20 protein-coding genes and 1 tRNA gene are annotated in these 14,750 nt (G+C 45.2%); 5 read left to right on the forward strand and 16 right to left on the reverse strand.

Translation table 11 applies throughout. The features are described 5' to 3' along the window. Window positions 1-189: 189 nt before the first annotated feature. Entirely contained in the window at window positions 190-861 is a 672-nt protein-coding gene (locus ACSZLD_RS04060) for a potassium channel family protein (RefSeq protein WP_377908074.1), read from the reverse strand. A gap of 261 nt (window positions 862-1,122) precedes the next feature. Between ACSZLD_RS04060 and ACSZLD_RS04065 the strand changes: the two genes are divergently transcribed. Further along, window positions 1,123-1,971, forward strand: coding sequence for a mechanosensitive ion channel family protein (locus ACSZLD_RS04065; RefSeq protein ID WP_444684307.1), 849 nt, complete (start codon window positions 1,123-1,125; stop codon window positions 1,969-1,971). Between the two features lie 61 nt (window positions 1,972-2,032). Here ACSZLD_RS04065 and ACSZLD_RS04070 read toward each other — a convergent pair whose 3' ends face one another. The 4 genes from ACSZLD_RS04070 to ACSZLD_RS04085 all read right to left on the reverse strand — a co-directional run bounded on the left by ACSZLD_RS04070 (window position 2,033) and on the right by ACSZLD_RS04085 (window position 6,117). Next, complete coding sequence (locus tag ACSZLD_RS04070; protein WP_377908072.1) at window positions 2,033-3,157, reverse strand: N-acetyldiaminopimelate deacetylase; 1,125 nt, start codon at window positions 3,155-3,157, stop codon at window positions 2,033-2,035. Window position 3,158: 1 nt separating this feature from the next. Then, window positions 3,159-3,872 (reverse strand): 2,3,4,5-tetrahydropyridine-2,6-dicarboxylate N-acetyltransferase, encoded by a 714-nt coding sequence (gene dapD, locus ACSZLD_RS04075; protein WP_377908071.1) that lies wholly within the window; start codon window positions 3,870-3,872, stop codon window positions 3,159-3,161. Window positions 3,873-3,950: 78 nt separating this feature from the next. Beyond that, window positions 3,951-4,979 carry an HD-GYP domain-containing protein gene (locus ACSZLD_RS04080; protein ID WP_444684308.1) on the reverse strand — a complete coding sequence of 343 codons (1,029 nt, stop codon included), beginning with the start codon at window positions 4,977-4,979 and terminating at the stop codon, window positions 3,951-3,953. Between the two features lie 28 nt (window positions 4,980-5,007). Then, a complete protein-coding gene (locus ACSZLD_RS04085) occupies window positions 5,008-6,117 on the reverse strand; it encodes a mechanosensitive ion channel family protein (RefSeq protein WP_444684309.1) in 1,110 nt (369 codons plus the stop codon). A gap of 150 nt (window positions 6,118-6,267) precedes the next feature. On the opposite strand from ACSZLD_RS04085, the gene ACSZLD_RS04090 reads away from it, so the two are divergent. Together ACSZLD_RS04090 and nfsA are read left to right on the forward strand one after the other, a co-directional pair. Beyond that, on the forward strand, window positions 6,268-6,927 hold the full coding sequence (locus tag ACSZLD_RS04090; protein ID WP_444684310.1) for a potassium channel family protein: 660 nt from the start codon (window positions 6,268-6,270) through the stop codon (window positions 6,925-6,927). A 368-nt stretch (window positions 6,928-7,295) separates the two neighbouring features. Next, window positions 7,296-8,042 (forward strand): oxygen-insensitive NADPH nitroreductase, encoded by a 747-nt coding sequence (gene nfsA / locus ACSZLD_RS04095; RefSeq protein WP_444684311.1) that lies wholly within the window; start codon window positions 7,296-7,298, stop codon window positions 8,040-8,042. 350 nt (window positions 8,043-8,392) lie between these two features. On the opposite strand, the gene ACSZLD_RS04100 is transcribed toward nfsA, so the two are convergent. The 3 genes from ACSZLD_RS04100 to ACSZLD_RS04110 form a co-directional block, all read right to left on the reverse strand. Continuing rightward, a tRNA-Val gene (locus ACSZLD_RS04100) sits at window positions 8,393-8,467 on the reverse strand. A gap of 55 nt (window positions 8,468-8,522) precedes the next feature. Next, window positions 8,523-8,696 (reverse strand): hypothetical protein, encoded by a 174-nt coding sequence (locus ACSZLD_RS04105; protein ID WP_377908066.1) that lies wholly within the window; start codon window positions 8,694-8,696, stop codon window positions 8,523-8,525. 173 nt (window positions 8,697-8,869) lie between these two features. After that, a complete protein-coding gene (locus ACSZLD_RS04110) occupies window positions 8,870-9,427 on the reverse strand; it encodes a phosphatidylglycerophosphatase A family protein (protein WP_377908065.1) in 558 nt (185 codons plus the stop codon). A gap of 163 nt (window positions 9,428-9,590) precedes the next feature. Here ACSZLD_RS04110 and ACSZLD_RS04115 point away from each other — a divergent pair, with 163 nt between their 5' ends. Further along, window positions 9,591-10,106, forward strand: coding sequence for a YjcG family protein (locus tag ACSZLD_RS04115; RefSeq protein ID WP_377908064.1), 516 nt, complete (start codon window positions 9,591-9,593; stop codon window positions 10,104-10,106). Then, window positions 10,103-10,537: a GNAT family N-acetyltransferase gene (locus ACSZLD_RS04120; RefSeq protein WP_444684312.1), complete on the forward strand. Its 435-nt coding sequence runs from the start codon at window positions 10,103-10,105 to the stop codon at window positions 10,535-10,537. The genes ACSZLD_RS04115 and ACSZLD_RS04120 overlap by 4 nt, the downstream gene beginning before the upstream one ends. 167 nt (window positions 10,538-10,704) lie before the next feature. Here the strand turns inward: ACSZLD_RS04120 and ACSZLD_RS04125 are convergent, their stop codons facing one another. From ACSZLD_RS04125 to ACSZLD_RS04160, 8 genes are all read right to left on the reverse strand, one after another. Beyond that, a complete protein-coding gene (locus tag ACSZLD_RS04125) occupies window positions 10,705-11,373 on the reverse strand; it encodes an LrgB family protein (RefSeq protein WP_444684313.1) in 669 nt (222 codons plus the stop codon). Continuing rightward, window positions 11,370-11,735: a CidA/LrgA family protein gene (locus ACSZLD_RS04130; protein WP_444684314.1), complete on the reverse strand. Its 366-nt coding sequence runs from the start codon at window positions 11,733-11,735 to the stop codon at window positions 11,370-11,372. The genes ACSZLD_RS04125 and ACSZLD_RS04130 overlap by 4 nt, the downstream gene beginning before the upstream one ends. Window positions 11,736-11,852: 117 nt before the next feature. Further along, complete coding sequence (locus ACSZLD_RS04135; RefSeq protein WP_377908060.1) at window positions 11,853-12,005, reverse strand: BH0509 family protein; 153 nt, start codon at window positions 12,003-12,005, stop codon at window positions 11,853-11,855. A 171-nt stretch (window positions 12,006-12,176) separates the two neighbouring features. Next, window positions 12,177-12,509: a hypothetical protein gene (locus ACSZLD_RS04140; protein WP_444684315.1), complete on the reverse strand. Its 333-nt coding sequence runs from the start codon at window positions 12,507-12,509 to the stop codon at window positions 12,177-12,179. 13 nt (window positions 12,510-12,522) lie between these two features. Continuing rightward, window positions 12,523-13,125 (reverse strand): GGDEF domain-containing protein, encoded by a 603-nt coding sequence (locus ACSZLD_RS04145; protein ID WP_444684316.1) that lies wholly within the window; start codon window positions 13,123-13,125, stop codon window positions 12,523-12,525. A 20-nt stretch (window positions 13,126-13,145) separates the two neighbouring features. After that, on the reverse strand, window positions 13,146-13,757 hold the full coding sequence (locus ACSZLD_RS04150; RefSeq protein ID WP_444684317.1) for a hypothetical protein: 612 nt from the start codon (window positions 13,755-13,757) through the stop codon (window positions 13,146-13,148). Between the two features lie 162 nt (window positions 13,758-13,919). Next, entirely contained in the window at window positions 13,920-14,051 is a 132-nt protein-coding gene (locus ACSZLD_RS04155) for a hypothetical protein (RefSeq protein ID WP_444684318.1), read from the reverse strand. 164 nt (window positions 14,052-14,215) lie between these two features. Continuing rightward, on the reverse strand, window positions 14,216-14,749 hold the full coding sequence (locus ACSZLD_RS04160; RefSeq protein WP_444684319.1) for a GNAT family N-acetyltransferase: 534 nt from the start codon (window positions 14,747-14,749) through the stop codon (window positions 14,216-14,218). Window position 14,750: the final 1 nt, after the last annotated feature.

A 14,750-nucleotide genomic window follows, 5' to 3' on the forward strand; every position in this document is an offset into this window, starting at 1 on the left:
AGTTCACGGCCATGAGACAGATTCGTTATTGCTTCTCCCAAATAAAACGCTCTCGACGACCCGCCTGGGTCATCGAAAGCGTTTTTTACGTGCTGGAGAAGTATTTTGTCCCAGCCTCTTCAAGCCGAAGTCCTTATTCCGATCTTCGCCCCTCCCTTTCGAATTTGCTTATTCCAGACACAAGCATAATCAGGCCGTATCATCATCAAATAAATCAAGCTCCATCCTCGTAATGTCCCGATCGGCTCCAATAACGATAATCACATCGCCGTTATAAAGCGCCTCATCAGCTGCTGGAGAAACATGTATCTCCTCTCCGCGCTTCACAGCCATCACATTGCACCCGTATGCTGCGCGGACATCCAGTTCAATCAATGTTCTCCCATGCACCTGAGGGCCTGCCTGAAGCTCTACAATAGAGTATTCATCTGACAGCTCCAGATAGTCGAGAACATTTTTCGAAACAACGTTGTGAGCGATTCGTATCCCCATATCACGTTCTGGATGTACGACTTTATCAGCGCCGATCTTATTAAGTACTTTTTCATGATAGTCGTTCTGCGCTTTAACCGTTATGTGAGCGACACCTATCTCAACTAGCATGAGTGTAGTTAAGATGCTTGATTGAATGTTATCTCCAATCGCTACAATGACGTGATCGAAATTACGTATGCCTAAACTTCGTAACGTACTTTCATCTGTCGTGTCTGCGATTGCAGCGTGAGTCGCAATACCGGCAAACTCATTCACCTTGTCCTCGTTTATATCAACGGCCAGAACTTGCATCCCCTGGTCAACCAGCTCCTTAACGATGCTCCCTCCGAAGCGTCCCAGACCGATTACAGCAAATTGTTTCCTCATCTTATCCATTGGCTCCTCTCTATTACGTTTTTATCATACCTGACTGAAAATCACAGTTCAATCGCTGATCGTTAGAGCATGTCGAATTCTTCTTCAGAAGAAGATCCCCCCTTTTCAGTGACTGCAAGTAGGAGAACTCTGTTTCTGCTGGTCATTCTTTGAAGGGGAAATGAAAACTTCTGCAGACTGGTTTGACCGGCTTCTCAGTTATGGTAAACTCATAAAGGTATTCATTTCATTGTTGAAAAGGAGTTTTGTTTTATGCCAGAGTTTATTACTGCAATTGACTTGGAAGCGATTATGACCAAAGCGCTGACTGTTGGCATGCAGCTTATCGGCATTTTAATCGTTTTCTTTATTGCCAGAGCAATAGGAAGAAGGCTTATCTCATCCGGCTTTGCGAAAATGAGCACGCAGCGCAATATTTCAGAAGCCCGGACGCAGACGTTAGAAAAGCTTGCTCTGAATGTTTTTTCCTACATTTTAATTTTTATTTTAATTACCTTGATCGTCGGCATCTTTGAATACGATGTTACTGCCTTAATTGCAGGTGCCGGTATTGTCGGTCTTGCGATTGGTTTTGGTGCTCAGGGTCTGGTGTCGGATATTGTGACAGGCTTTTTCATTTTGCTTGAACGCCAGATTGACGTCGGAGAATATGTGACGATCGCTGGTATGGACGGTGTAGTTGAGGAAGTTGGACTGCGTACAACAAAGGTTCGCGGATTTGATGGAACGGTGCACTTTATTCCAAATAGGGAAATCGGAAGTCTTAGTAATCATTCCCGTTCGAACATGCAGGCAATCGTTGATATCAGCATCAGCTACGATGATAACATCGATGAAGCAGTCCGCGTCATGCAAGCCGTATGCGACAGGATTGCTGCTGAAGAAGAAGCAATTGTCGAAGGTCCTGATGTTCTCGGTGTACAAAATCTGGGTGACAGCGATGTAGTCATCCGAATTCTAGGAAAAACGGTTAATATGGAGCAATGGGCTGTGGAACGAAAGTTGCGAAAAGCTCTCAAAGAGGCACTCGATGAGAATGGCATTGAAATTCCATTACCACACCAAGTTAACCTGTATAAAGGTGATCAGCCTTCTGGCTGAAATCTTTAACAAAACCCCCGCGTCAGCTATGACGCGGGGGTTTTAACCACCTGTTTTTTGATTAACGTGATCCGAGCCAGCTGATCAGCCATTTTACAGCTGGTTCCATCGCAGCCTCATCAGGATCGAGCATACTCGAATGAAGCCCATGCTCGCTGTCAACACCGAGCCAGAACATGACACCAGGGACTTCCTCCAGGAAATATCCGAAATCCTCACCTGTCATTGCTTTTCCGCACTCGACAAGCAAAATCGATTCATGCGCTTCGGCCGCACGCATAAATTCAGCTGTCAATTTTTCATCATTATAGACCTGCATATAGTTTGCTCCATAATCAATGGTCGATCTGCATCGGAATGCCGCTTCAACTCCTGAAGTGAGGCTTTCGATTCTGCCTTTTACCTCCTGCATGGCTGCTTGAGACAGCGTACGAATCGTTCCTTCAAGCCTTGCATGACCCGCAATAATGTTCTGCTTCGTTCCAGCTTCCAATTTACCAATCGTTACAACTGCAGCATCAAGCGGGTCCACGTTTCTGGACACTACAGTCTGGAGCTGTGTTACAAGATGACCGGCGGCTACTACCATATCCTCCGTCTGATCAGGGAATGCTGCATGACCGCCCTTTCCCCACAAATCTATGAAAAGTTCACTAGTATTCGCAAAAAGAATGCCTGGTTTTACGGCGACTGTTCCAGCTTCGTATTCAGGTGCTATGTGCAGGGCATACATTTCATCCGGACGAAACCGCTCGAAGAGTTCCGACTTCAGCATCGGCTCTGCTCCGCCGGGACCTTCCTCAGCCGGCTGAAAAAAGAAAACAAGATTCGAAACCGGTTGATTTTCAGCAAAATGCTCGACGAGTGTACTGCCGATTGTCATGTGCACGTCATGTCCGCAGGCATGCATCATGCCTTTATGGATAGAAGCGTATGATAATCCCGTTTCCTCCGTGATTGGCAGTCCATCCATATCGGAGCGCCAGCCTATCGTACGCGTTCCTTCTGTACCTGGAATAAACACGACGATGCCGGTTTCCCAAGTGTGCACCTCTGCAAGTGACAGTTGTTCAAAGATGTTGAGCAGATACCGCTGCGTCTTAACTTCCTGAAAGCCAGGTTCCGGAATTTGATGAAGCGCCCGGCGACGGTCCGCCAGGCGCTTTGATAAATGAAGCTTATCCATCCTACTTCAGCTTCCTCAGTTCCTGTTTAATTTCCGTTTTCCCTTTTGTTTTATCATCAATTTCTTTAATCACTTTTGCAGGCGTACCAGCTACAACCGTGTTTGCAGGTACATCTTCTGTAACGATAGCACCAGCTGCTACAACTGCACCTTCACCAACTGTTACTCCTTCAAGCACGACCGCATTAGCACCGATGACAACACCGTCTTCAACGGTTACAGGCTTTGCAGAAGGAGGTTCAATTACACCTGCAAGCACTGCTCCTGCACCGATATGGCAGTTTTTCCCAACTGTTGCACGACCTCCGAGCACCGCATTCATGTCGATCATCGTACCTTCACCTACAACAGAACCGATATTAATCGAAGCGCCCATCATGATGACAGCAGAATCGCCAATTTCGACCTGTTCACGAATTAACGCGCCGGGCTCAATTCGTGCATGAATATTTTTCATGTCCAAAAGCGGGATAGCCGAATTACGGCGGTCATTTTCTACCACTGCATCTTCGATTTTGTCGTCATGCTTTTTCAGGACTTCCTGGATTTCCGCCCACTCGCCAAACAGCACACCTGTGCCGTTTGTGAGAAACGATTTTGTATTGTTTCCAAAATCGATACCATCGAGGTCTCCTTTGATATGTACTTTTACCGGTGTTGATTTCTCAGCATCGGAAATATACTGAATAATTTCATTTGCATCCATTTGTTTCATGGGGTATTTCCTCCTTCAGACTATAGTTCACACCTTACTATCATAGTAAGAAATAGCGTTGATTGCAATCGTTAGTGTTTATGCAAATACTTTTTCGATAAACAATGTTGTCTCTTCGGCCAAGTCAATTTCACTATAGCTGAAATCACTTCCGCTTTTTTCAAGCAGGCGAATTACCGGGCGCTGAGGCAGACCAGCATGCTGTCTGATGATAATTCCTGTTGCGCCTGTAGACAGTCTCACTTGTGTTCCGTTAGGATAAAAGGCAACAGCTCTCATAAAACGCCAGACGACCGCATGATCAAGATGCGAACCGCTGAGTGCCATCATCTGTTCACAGGCCGTATGCGGAAGAACTCCGCTGGTATGAAGCCGGTCAAACATATTTGCACATGCAACGATTTTAGCCAGCAGGTGGATATCTCTACTGAACAGTCCTCTAGGCATCCCGGAGCCGTCGGGATGCTCATGATGAGCAAGTGCAACGTGAGCAGATAATGTGCTAACTCCGGCAGCTTTGCGCAATAGATGAAACCCCTTCCACGCGTGATGCGTTTGCTTACCCGCTGTATCCTTATCACGTTCAGCAGCTAGACAGGAGGGCTCAACCTTTCCTACATCGTGCAGCAGAGCCCCAACTGCCAGCTCCTTTAGCTTTTCTCTTTCCAGTTTCATATGGATCCCGATAAGAACAGATATCATGGCGACGTTCAGCATGTGCAAAAACAGTTCATTATCAGCAGACCGAATATCTGTAATGGAAGCGAGCACATCTTTATTCGCAGTAATCTCGTCAATCAGATTTTCCACGGTTTCTGAAAGACCGCGGAACTCCTGAATGGTGCTGCCCGAAAGAAGAGGTCCTGAAGCAGCTAGAATCTCCATCACGTTTCGTTTCGTCGTTTCAGATACCAGCTCTTCCTGAGGAATATCTGCAAAGCGGCTGTCCTCCATGTAAACACCCGTCACTCCCATATCTCGCAGCTTGGAAATGAGGCCGATTGTAAGCGTAACTCCTTTACTCAAAAGCACTCTGCCATCCACCGCGAATATGTCGCGGGCCAGCTTTTCTCCTGATCCTGCGTGTTCAAGGGGTGTATACCTCAATCTTCTCTCACTCCTGTCTGCTTATCCTCTAGGAGTGTATATCGGCTTTTTCAGCTGAATGTTGAAGATGAACAGTCTGGGTCGGATACGCAATTCGCATGCCATGCTCCTCCAAAATATCCAAAACGCCAAAATTCACTTCTTCACGAATATTCATGTGATCCACCCATCCCGTAGGTTTAGTAAAGAAATAAAGGAACAGGTTTAAACTGCTGTCGCCAAAGCTGTTAAACTTAACGATGATCAATTCATCATCAATATCAGTATGCCGGTTTAAGTACGCATCGATATCAGAAACTGCGGCCCGGACTTTAGCAGAAGGAGTATCGTAATGAACACCGATATCAAACGTAATCTGCCTTTTCCCCATTTCTGTCCAGTTCTCAATCGGCTCATTGGCAAGCGTCGAATTGGGTACCGTAATTAAAGAATCTTCAAACGTTCTGACTTTCGTTGAACGGAAGGAAATATCCTCGACAAACCCTTCCACCGATGGCGTCTTAATCCAATCACCCATCTTAAAAGGCTTCTCTGTAATGATTACGACCCCGCCAAAGAAATTCGATAAGGACTCCTGAGCCGCAAGAGCAAACGCCAGTCCACCTAATCCGAGACCCGCTACAAATCCGCTCACGTTGTAATTCCATTCCGATGCAATAATGCTTAATGCCATGACGACAATAGCGAATCGGATCAGCTTAGATAAAAACGGAAGTAAAATATCGTCATACTGAATTTTAAACCGTTTGCCAATTTGGTTGAATGTGGACGAACCGGGTGCTGTAAGGTTAAACAACCCCCAGGCTACGTGAAAAATAATCAGCGTGCGAAACAGCTGATTAATAAAATCCTCTGTTCCTGCCTCGATTGGATAATACACAAACGCTGCATATATCCCAATAAACACAAAGAAAGAACGCACCGGCCGCTCAAATGCGAGAAGCACATTCGTTAATGTTTCAATTGGGGCTTTCCTTGAAACCGCAATAATAAATTTAAATATATACGTAGTGAATACCTTTCGAAATATAAGAAACAACAAAAATATACCTATACCGACAGCAAATTCCTGCCACGTAAAGGCTTGTTGAATATCTTCCACAACGTCAGGCAGCGTTTCCTGAAAGTTTTCTTCCATTTCATTTCACCTCAAATGGGCATGTGCCTTTAATCTATATCAGTCTACCCTGTTCCAATGAAGCTGTAAATGCTATACTCTTTTCGTTAATAGATTGTAACGGGACTGACATATAGCTCCTCCATCAACTAATAAAGAAGGAATGCAACTATGAAAAAACAATTTGCCATTATTGGAATGGGCCGATTTGGATCCAGTATCTGCCGTGAGCTTTATCACATGGGTCACGAAGTCATTGCGATTGATACAGACGAAAAAAAGCTTTCAACAGCGAGATCTTTTACTACAGAAACGTTTGTCGGTAACGGTACAGATGAGGCTTTTCTAGAGAAAATAGGCATACGCAACTTTGATCATGTAATTGTCGCAATAGGCGATGATATCCAGGCAAGCATTTTGACGACGCTGCACGTTAAAGATCAGCAGGTGCCAAACGTATGGGTAAAAGCACAAAATGACTATCACCATAAAGTGCTGGATAAAATTGGCGCAGACCGGATCTTCCATCCGGAAAAAGAAATGGGAAGCAGAATCGCTGCATACCTCACATCAGATACGGTGCTGGATTATATCGATTTATCTGTTGATTATTCTATTATTGAAATGCTTGCAACCAAAAAAGTGGCCGGCAAAACGTTGATTGAACTGGATCCTCGAAAGCGATACGGCTGTACAGTGATGGCCGTAAAACAAAAGCATCAGGTTGACGTTACGCCAGATCCCGCCGAGCCGATAAAAGAAGGGGATATTTTAATTTTAATCGGCGATAAGCGCGATCTCCGGCGGTTCCGTGAAGGTGAACTGAGCTGATTTCCCCGCGGATCCGGTGTTCATCCATATTCACCCTTTGCTGTCTGATGACTGTTTATATTTAAAAACGAGCGCCGGAGATCGTCAAATGACCTCCGGCACTCGTTTTTTAACTGCAGAACCAGTTTCTTTTATCAAAGCGCTTCCAGTACAGCGAGTACAGACAGCACGGCAAATGTTATCGCAAGACCGCCTGATGCTGCCAGCAAAATTAAAATAATCACTTTCTTAACAATTTCCATCTTCTACACCTCTTTGGCTGATGCTATACCGATTATGACATATTTTCCAGCTGACTGCGTCGTTCTCGTTTAACGTTCACATAAATGCTACAATATGAACGACTGAAAAGTAAAGGACTGATGAACATGAATGAGACCGTGCAACTGCTTTTGAACCACCGCTCCGTCAGAAAATTAAAAGATGAACCGTTATCGCCGGACGTTATTCGCACGCTTGTGGAATCCGCTCAAATGGCGTCTACATCCAGCTTTGTGCAAGCTTATTCCATTATGGGTATAACGGACCGCCCGAAGAAAGAGGCCCTGGCTAAGCTTGCAGGTAATCAGCCTTACGTTGCTGAGAATGGTCATTTTTTTGTATTTTGTGCGGATTTTCATCGTCATATTCAAGCCGGTGAAATGGAACAGACAGAGGTGAAACCTGCAGTTGAATCTGCCGAAAAAATGATCGTCGCCGTCACAGACGCTGCTTTGGCTGCACAAAATTGCTCCATTGCAGCTGAATCGATGGGGCTTGGTATCTGTTATATAGGTGGGCTGCGAAACAATATTGCAGAAGTTTCCAATCTGCTGCAATTACCAAATTATGTTATCCCCCTCTTTGGACTGGCAGTTGGCGTTCCCGAGGCAGCTCCTGATCGGAAGCCCCGTCTTCCAGTTGAGGGCGTTTACTTTGAAAATGTGTATCCAGATGCTGAAGTGCACGCTGAACAGCTTAAAGCATACAACGATACCATATCTGCCTACTATAAAGAACGGACAGGTGGCAGCAGATCAGACCGCTGGACAGAGCAGGTCAGTGGATTGTTAAAGGACGTTAAACGACCGCACATGAAGCAATTTCTTGAAGATAAAGGCTATAATCGACACTGAACCTTCAAATACGTTCGCTGCTTTCAGCCAAAGCCTGTTTCAGCACGATAATGGCTTGGCTTCTGTCAATCCCGCTATAAAATGATAACAACGTTATCCAGAGGTACAAGCAGCCCTTCCCTAAAAGCTGCACGGTTCTTTCTGTGCCGAGAGCAGATCTGCAAGTACATGCTTTAACGTGCCTGCTTAGCGGAACATGCTTTCTCTTATATTGAATCCTCTTAATGTATTCGAATCGACATGATGAAGCGGACGACTTTACGGCCGCTTCTTTTAGTTAGCAGGAATTGAAATAACCAATAAAAAACTGTCAGTCCACTTGATGGACTGACAGTTTGAATGTATATAAATGGTGTTCCGTACTGGATTTGAACCAGTGACCCCTTGCCTGTCAAGCAAGTGCTCTCCCGCTGAGCTAACGGAACTCGTTTCGGCGACAATTAATACTATACCGCAGGAAGATTATTTCGTCAACCTGTTTTATTCGTCATACGTATAACGTACAATATACCGATCATCTTTTAATCGGCGTATCTCTACAGACGGTCCAACTTCGTAGCCATTCATCCAATTGTCCTCAATTTTCGCCTTCGTACAGCTGGCTTGAAATTTAGTAGGAAATATCTGCTTAAAGTAAATCCAGCGTGGAGCCATCGTTTTTTCACCTCTGCTGTTAGCTTCTGTTAAATAATAGCATGTCTCCTGCCGTTCCTTCAACTTGCACGCTGCACATCATGCTGCACATATATTCCCATATACCAATGGAACTAGAATTCAGTCCGTTAAAAACCGCCTAAGACAAAAGTCAAAGGCGGAAAAATTACTAGTTATGCCATTCTTTCTTCCTGATCGCGGTGTTCAATTTCTTTTTGATCAAGATGTTCTTCCCTGTCTCTGATCCGGTGTGCGAGCCTGCTTGACGCATTTGCTGCTATGCTGCATACAAGGTCATCAAGAAAGGTGTGCACGTGACCTCCCGATTTCGAATCCAGCTTTTTAATGATCCCAATTTTTTCTTTATCCAAATAACCGAATGTAGTAACGGCAATACTCCCGTATCCGAAGACCGATCCGATCGCAATCGTTTCATCTACACCGAACAACCCTTCGTCAGATTCAACGATCGACTGCAGCGGCTCTGACAGCTTATTTTCTTCAGCCAGCTTGTCCAGTTCAATTCCAACCAGCACCGCATGCTGAATTTCACGTTTTTCAAGCACAGCGTCAACGCTTTCAATACAGTCCTCTCTTGTCAGAGACTCGCTGTATTTGGATTGCATCTCAAACACGATATCCGCAATTTCCTCTATTGATACGCCTCGCTCTTTTAACAGCTCCCGTGCTGCTTTTTCAACGACGTGCGATTTAATTGGTTGTTTCTTCATCTGCATCACTCCTCATACTGCTGATCTTAACATATTCCGCATGATGAGCCGAAATTCCTGCTTCAAAAGAAAATGCTTCTTTCATACAAACGACTTTTGTAAATATACCCAAAATATATTATGATGAATACAGCAAATGACGCATTTGAGGAGGCTGATGACGATGAGATACGGTATTGCTGTCTTTCCATCCAAAAAACTACAGGATATAGCTAATTCCTACCGCAAGCGCTATGATACAAAATATTCAATGGTCCCCCCTCACCTGACACTGAAGGACCCATTCGACATGAAGGAGTCCGAGCTTGGTGATTTTGTAAAGGAAGTCCGCAAGGTTGCAGAGCGTTCAGAACCTTTTAAGCTCGAGGTGCTTCGATACAGCAGCTTCTACCCTGTCACGAACACACTTTACATGAAAATAGCGGAAACGGAAGAGCTTCGCGACCTTCAGCAGAAATTAAATGAAGGTCCGCTGGAGCGCGAGCGTGAGCATCCTTTCGTCCCCCACATTACCATCGGGCAGGAAATGAATTACGATGAACTATCAGATGTTTTCGGCCGCCTGAAACTGGAGTCCATCCAGCATGAGGAAATGGTCGATCGTTTTTCCCTGCTGTATCAGCTGGATAACGGAACATGGACCGTTCATGAGACATTTCTTCTTGGCGGACGTTCATGATCACAGTGAAACTTGCTGTGTCAGATGAAGAGCTGGCTGATACTAGACTGATCCGCCACAGCGTCTTCGTTGTGGAACAGGGCGTGCCTTCAGAAAGAGAGATTGATGACCATGAAAAAGCGTCGATTCACTTTATCCTCTATGAGGACCATAAACCTGCTGGCGCAGGAAGACTTCGGCCTGTTACAGAAGGCGTTAAAGTGGAACGTGTCTGCGTACTGCGGCATTTACGCGGAAAGGGACTGGGGGCAGCTATCATGAAAGAAATGGAAAAGACGGCTGCCGAAAAGTCTTATGGAAAGCTGCTGCTTCATTCGCAGACACATGCACAAAGCTTCTATGAACAGCTCGGTTATAAGACAGTATCTGCAGAACCCTTTATGGATGCTGGCATTCCTCATGTTAAAATGGAAAAAACAGTAGTTAAATGATTGATTAAAAAGCCGTCTCCTTAGTTGGAGCCGGCTTTTATTAAGAAGAAAAGCTCTTGCAGCGTAAATCCTTACATTTACAAATAGAGTACGATAATGGGTTCTTATCCGCCAAGCGTTGGAATGCTGCTCGTTCAACTACTGATGAGACCATGCTTGTCAAGTGCTTACATGAGCGGCGCAGCGGACAGCAGTAAACTGAGTACGATACCCGCCAGTGCCATTGCAACGGCTGATGAGGCTCCCTCTTCGCTGCTTTCCTGAACCATCTGTGCGGTGCCGATACCGTGTGCTACAGCCCCCACCGCAGTCCCTCGAGCATACAGCGAGGTGACGTTCAATTTTGTGAGAAGTGCTGGTCCTGCAGCCGCTCCAATAATGCCGGTAAACATAACATGTAAGATAACAAGCTCCGGATCGCCGCCATAGATAGCAACAAGTTCGAGCGCGATCGGAACGGTCACCGTCCGAGCTGCATATGTGGCAGAAAGTACAGATCCTGCCTGTACAATCAAGGCTGCCGAAAGTGTCAAAATCAGCGCAGCAGCTGTACCTGCTGTAATCCCAGCAAGCATTGGCCAAACAATTTCTTTTATCCGGTGCCGCTGCTGATAAACTGGTACGGCGAGTGCCGTTGTTGCGGGCCCAAGCATAAAGGCTGCTGCAGCAAGGGTAAAACGATAATCACCGGAATCAGCTCCAAGAACCCCTGCAGCAGCGAGAACTGCTGCCGTCGTTACGATAACTGGATTCAAGTAAATGGCAGGACGCTTTTTATACAGCTTGACGGCAATCGTGAAAAACATGACCGTAATAAATAACAGCAAGTAGCTCACTTTTGGCTCCCCCTTTCCAAATATTGAAAAACCAGTCCGCCGGCAGCAATACCTGCTACAGTTGTAACAGCGAGGATAATCAGCTGGTCTAGCGAAACGAGCCCGTTCGCTGCCGGACCAAGAACCGCCGCTACACAAAAGGGTACGAATAACAGCCCTAAGTATCGGAGCATAGCTGATGCTCCAAGCTGTACATATGCTTCCGGAAGCAGCCCTGAAAAAAGCAGCAGCATCAGAATCACCATTCCTGCTACGTTTGCGGGAATGGGCAGAGCAGTCAGCTGAACAAGCCAGACCGCTGACTGGTAAATGATAAATAAAAATCCAATCTGCAGGACAAGCCTGCCAGCATACTGCAGCATTTTATTTCCTCCAAGCAGGTACATGTATGTATGTTCATAGAATAAGAGCATCCGTATGATAAACCGGATGCTCTTTCTTCTGTTCCGTATTCTCCAATAATACCGCTTTTTTACCTATCAAACCAGTTCTTCGTACATTTCGTATGTTTCATATGCTCTCGTATAAAGGTGGTCCACATCCTCGTCGCTCATTCGCATCATTTGCTCTGCAGAAACATGCTTTACCTTCTGGATAAATGTTATCATGTTTTCCCTTTCTGTACGTTTCATGTAAACCGCCTCCTCTGTATTAATACAGTTTTTATAATGTAAAGTTATTGTATAACAGTTCTGTTTTTTGCGCAAGCTTTTTTCTGATTTTTTTGACGACTTTTTTACCTAATTAAACACCCGCTGCCGACTTAATGTCAGCAACGGGTTTGATAGAGCTTTATAGGTTGTTTAATGACGATAGTGCTGTTGATGTTTGCGATGTGTATTCTCGGAAAAATACCATTTATTCGCTTTGTAATAGATTAAATTGCTCTCTGCAATTTCCTTTAGAAGTTCGATGACATCTGCTTCATCCAGCTTTCTGTTAAAGACTCGTTGATTGAGCTCTTCAGCAGTAAATCCGTAAACTGCTTCCTGCTGCAATGCTGACAGCAGCTTCACTCTTTTATTCTGTCGAGCATCCTCTTTCCATTTTCCCGTCACTATGTTTTTCAATGGTCCCGCTGAAACAATTCCCAGAGCGAATCCGATCAGCACCAGTATTAAATCATTTATCCACATTTTAATTCCGCCTTTAATCCGCCGTTAGTCTTGCTATGGCGTAATTCTGTTTACCGTTCTGCTTCATTTTGTACCTGGCTGTATCCGCTAAATGTATCAAGTAGTCTAACTTTATTGACTGATCCGGAAACACACTGATGCCGACACTCGCTTTAACAGGGAGATACGTTGTCTCCGTCAGTTTAAAGCGAGGTGAACGAATGACGTTCATCATTTGTTCAGCTGCCGCTTCCACTGAGTCCTCCCGCTTCAGCTTTTTTATCACATAAAATTCATCCCCGCCTACTCTGGCTGTCATACTATCCGGCCCTGCCGCATGCTGCAGGATGTCAGCCGTATAAATAAGAAAGTCGTCTCCGGTCTGATGCCCGTGCAGATCATTCACCAGCTTAAATCCATCCAAACAGGGCCCCTTTTCCCCATGCTTCAACCGCCTCTTCAGCCTTCTCATAAAAAGCACGCTTTTCCAACTATCCGTTAATGGATCGTGATAAGCGAGATGCTCAATCATCGTTTTAGCTTTCGTTTCTTCTGTAACGTCTCTAAGAAGTAAAACCTGCAAAGGCATGTGGTCGATAAACAGCTGCTCTGCATCTGCAATCACATGCTTATTCAAGCCGTTTCCCACTTTGAGCGTTAAACGCCTGCTTCGAGAGGCTGCATCAGTATCCAGGCCCTGCCACACTCCCGCATCCATGCTAAAAAGGAAGTAAAAAAAGAGCCTTCCAGTCCCTTTTTTTCCAGCAATTGTTCGGCAGAAGGGTTGGCACTGTGAATAACACCATCCCGCTTTACAAATAGTATAGCTGTGCGGTTTCGTTGATACAACAGTTCATACCGCCTGTCATAACGTTCCATAAAATCGAGCCTGTTCATCGCATAAAACAGGGCACCTGCCCAAAAAAGACCTGCAAATATATACGGATGCGGAGGCAGGACGCCTCTAAATTCCCAATATCCAAAGACCACATCCCAAATAAGTACTAAGGAAGCTACAAATAAAAGCACCTTGTAAAGTTTCGCTTCAGCTTTTGTTCTTGATTTCAGAAGCGAGTAAACCAGTAAGAAAACAATAAGTACACTGACAACGTTGGCTGCCGTCAATGTCATGAGATAGGAGTCATTGAACACAGGGTAAATCCAATATCCGGTTTGAACAAATTCTTCATTGTTAATAATATTTGTACCTGTCAGGTACGTTGCTGCTACAAAGCCAACCGGCAAATAGAAAATCCATGGGTAAATCACGTTCGGCACCTTTTCTGAAAGTCCGGAAAAAATGAAGTAAAAGTGAAAGAAAAAGCCGGGTATTAAAATTCCCGCGTTTCCAAACCAATACATTACAAGATCTGCACTGTAGGTCACAGGCAGCATATGGCGAAAATACTCTGCCAGAAACAACATCATATATCAGAACATATATAGGCTCAGCAGCTGATGCATTCGGCTGCTCAAATGTCTTCGAAGCAGATCCACTGACATCATGCCAAGTAAAAAGGCAGGAATCAAATAGACAGCTGCATATAAGACAAGCTCACGCATAATCGATTCCTCCAGCTCTGTTCTGTCATCTTCATTTAAACATTCGCTGTACAGTCGAAGCCTCCTGCTTGATTTCAGTACTTTGTCCAATAGTCCCGTAAACGATGCGCCTGGTTCTGAAAACTCACTAAAAAACCGTCCGCAACAACCAACGGCTCGGACATTCAGCTTTTAACGTGCGATCTTTTCGTTGATTCAAAACCAAAAGCTGATTGGGTGTATGCCTTACCCGCAATCGTTACCTCGCTCTCATAAACAAGCTCTGCTCCCTCTGTTTTAAAAAAGGAGCGAGAAGATGTGTTCTCCAAATGCCATAGGGCAGCTCGTTTGTGGCCAAGCCCATGCAGGTGCTCAAGTGCCGTATGAAGCAATCCGGTGCCAAAGCCTTTGCGCTGGTAGGAAGGATGGACAAACAACCCATAGACTTCACCGCTGTAGCGCATACGCAGCTTCGCATCCCGCATAGTTCCTGATAAAATAAATCCGCACAGCGTCCCTTGATCAGCAGCTACATACATAGCGTTTCCGCCGCTGATGGCTGACGGAAGACTGTTTTCCCACCGCTTGACTCGCTCTTTCATCGTCCAGCTTTTTAATGCATCTTCGTGCAGAATATCACGATACGTATGAAGCCATGTATTTACATGAATCGCAGCAATGCTTTCTGCATCGGACACATCCGCTTTCCGAATCAGCATA

It is taken from the genome of Alkalicoccus luteus, from assembly GCF_052061695.1.
In the GTDB taxonomy this organism is placed as follows: domain Bacteria; phylum Bacillota; class Bacilli; order Bacillales; family Salisediminibacteriaceae; genus Alkalicoccus; species Alkalicoccus luteus.

Coding starts and splice junctions, on each gene's coding strand:
- ACSZLD_RS04060 (WP_377908074.1), bottom strand. CDS start 861: ATGAGGAAACAATTTGCTGTAATCGGTCTGGGACGCTTCGGAGGGAGC.
- ACSZLD_RS04065 (WP_444684307.1), top strand. CDS start 1,123: ATGCCAGAGTTTATTACTGCAATTGACTTGGAAGCGATTATGACCAAA.
- ACSZLD_RS04070 (WP_377908072.1), bottom strand. CDS start 3,157: ATGGATAAGCTTCATTTATCAAAGCGCCTGGCGGACCGTCGCCGGGCG.
- dapD (WP_377908071.1), bottom strand. CDS start 3,872: ATGAAACAAATGGATGCAAATGAAATTATTCAGTATATTTCCGATGCT.
- ACSZLD_RS04085 (WP_444684309.1), bottom strand. CDS start 6,117: ATGGAAGAAAACTTTCAGGAAACGCTGCCTGACGTTGTGGAAGATATT.
- ACSZLD_RS04090 (WP_444684310.1), top strand. CDS start 6,268: ATGAAAAAACAATTTGCCATTATTGGAATGGGCCGATTTGGATCCAGT.
- nfsA (WP_444684311.1), top strand. CDS start 7,296: ATGAATGAGACCGTGCAACTGCTTTTGAACCACCGCTCCGTCAGAAAA.
- ACSZLD_RS04105 (WP_377908066.1), bottom strand. CDS start 8,696: ATGGCTCCACGCTGGATTTACTTTAAGCAGATATTTCCTACTAAATTT.
- ACSZLD_RS04110 (WP_377908065.1), bottom strand. CDS start 9,427: ATGAAGAAACAACCAATTAAATCGCACGTCGTTGAAAAAGCAGCACGG.
- ACSZLD_RS04115 (WP_377908064.1), top strand. CDS start 9,591: ATGAGATACGGTATTGCTGTCTTTCCATCCAAAAAACTACAGGATATA.
- ACSZLD_RS04120 (WP_444684312.1), top strand. CDS start 10,103: ATGATCACAGTGAAACTTGCTGTGTCAGATGAAGAGCTGGCTGATACT.
- ACSZLD_RS04130 (WP_444684314.1), bottom strand. CDS start 11,735: ATGCTGCAGTATGCTGGCAGGCTTGTCCTGCAGATTGGATTTTTATTT.
- ACSZLD_RS04135 (WP_377908060.1), bottom strand. CDS start 12,005: ATGAAACGTACAGAAAGGGAAAACATGATAACATTTATCCAGAAGGTA.
- ACSZLD_RS04140 (WP_444684315.1), bottom strand. CDS start 12,509: ATGTGGATAAATGATTTAATACTGGTGCTGATCGGATTCGCTCTGGGA.
- ACSZLD_RS04155 (WP_444684318.1), bottom strand. CDS start 14,051: ATGCGTGAGCTTGTCTTATATGCAGCTGTCTATTTGATTCCTGCCTTT.
- ACSZLD_RS04160 (WP_444684319.1), bottom strand. CDS start 14,749: ATGCTGATTCGGAAAGCGGATGTGTCCGATGCAGAAAGCATTGCTGCG.